The organism is Arthrospira sp. PCC 8006, assembly GCF_046480465.1.
Classification (GTDB): Bacteria; Cyanobacteriota; Cyanobacteriia; order Cyanobacteriales; family Microcoleaceae; genus Limnospira; species Limnospira platensis.
Genome location: NZ_PKGG01000474.1, coordinates 1 through 1,002 on the forward strand (window position 1 = coordinate 1; position 1,002 = coordinate 1,002).

Below are 1,002 nucleotides of genomic sequence, written 5' to 3' on the forward strand. Positions count from 1 at the left end.
CTTTACCCCATCAGATATAGTTGAAGTAGACCACATTGTACCTAGAAGCCATGGCGGAAAGGATGAATACAAGAATATTCAATTATTACATCGCCATTGTCACGACAATAAAACAGCTCTTGATGAAGAGATGATGCTGTACTCTTAACAAGGAGACGGTCAAATTAGGAGCCGTATGAGGTGAAAGTCTCAAGTACGGTTCTGTATGGGAGGGGGAGATGGCGACATCTCTCTCGACCCCTACTCAGGGTTTATGGGAATTATGGATTTTGATTATAGATATGATTATATAGTGCGAAACGTTCAGGTATGAAATAAGGCTGCAATGCCCGAAATAACCGCCTGGTGGGGACTTTAACCCCTTGGTTAAATATAAGGAACGCACTCCTGACCATCCCTATAACTGTTTGTACGTCCCGAAGTTTAGTATCATAACGATACAAACGAGGCAGGGAACCCAAGGTCAAAACGAACTAACCTATACAAATTACTTATAATAAGACTAAAAATAGATAAGTATAAGTTAGGGAGTCAGGGTAACGGCGATAGCCACCCCCAGTTTTGGGAATCATAACCCCAGGATTGAAGCGGGGAACGGAAGGCGTGAAGTAGAACCTACTACCAGAAAGCGACCACTGCCAACCATCCATGATTAGGGAAACCGAATGTCCGGCTTGAACCATCGTCACTAATAAGCAGCGAAATAGGTTGATACGCTGCGCTCAAAAGAGTATAGGGAAAAGTAGGGTATTTATATTATCACCTACACAGACCTTTAAAAGTACCCCGGTGGAAAGGACAAATCTAAAGATGGAATGCCCATATAAACGGAACGTTTTAACCCCTCTTGGGCTCTGACAATCTGGTCGAGAGAGTCAGTAGTGAAAGTGTAAGCGCAAGCCCATTAGGGGGTGAGATGTGACCAGAAGCCAATGCCCGACTGTAATGGTAGGGATATGCTAACAGGTCACGGTTTGATTGTAAGAATAGAGTCTAGTAGGT

The 1,002-nt window shown here is 43.6% G+C and carries 2 protein-coding genes; one reads left to right on the forward strand and one right to left on the reverse strand.

The features are described from left to right. A partial coding sequence (locus tag B9T16_RS28890) for an HNH endonuclease (RefSeq protein WP_410246415.1) occupies positions 1-148 on the forward strand: 148 nt, incomplete at its 5' end. A gap of 343 nt (positions 149-491) precedes the next feature. On the opposite strand, the gene B9T16_RS28895 is transcribed toward B9T16_RS28890, so the two are convergent. Further along, positions 492-683, reverse strand: coding sequence for a hypothetical protein (locus B9T16_RS28895; RefSeq protein ID WP_072002861.1), 192 nt, complete (start codon positions 681-683; stop codon positions 492-494). Between the last annotated feature and the right edge of the window lie 319 nt (positions 684-1,002).